Source organism: Pseudomonas sp. SIMBA_041 (assembly GCF_046535095.1).
Lineage (GTDB): Bacteria > Pseudomonadota > Gammaproteobacteria > Pseudomonadales > Pseudomonadaceae > Aquipseudomonas > Aquipseudomonas mucoides.
In genome coordinates, this window is the sequence record NZ_JAWRXJ010000769.1 from 1 (window position 1) to 245 (window position 245).

General features: G+C 33.9%; 1 protein-coding gene. It reads left to right on the top strand.

The genetic code is table 11. The annotated features are described in order from the left end of the window. The coding region (locus SB725_RS33190) for a hypothetical protein (RefSeq protein ID WP_410923698.1) at positions 1 to 198 on the top strand (198 nt) is incomplete at its 5' end. Between the last annotated feature and the right edge of the window lie 47 nt (positions 199 to 245).

Here is a 245-nt window from a genome sequence, read left to right on the forward strand (position 1 = left end):
GTATTGGCATCTGCTTGTATTAGCTGTGAAAATGCGGTGTTTTCACCAGAATCCAAAAGTATTTTGCTACAAACTAAAGATTTTTATAAGTCTCAACTCACTTTAGATATTCCAAAGCGTGTTCATCATGAATACGAAGTGAGTATTAAAAAAATAGACAGTCTTCTTTCAGTATTAGAAGTAAATCAAGAGAAATAACATGAAAACTAGCCAGGCAGAACAGGCTTATTGGGATGCTTTGAATC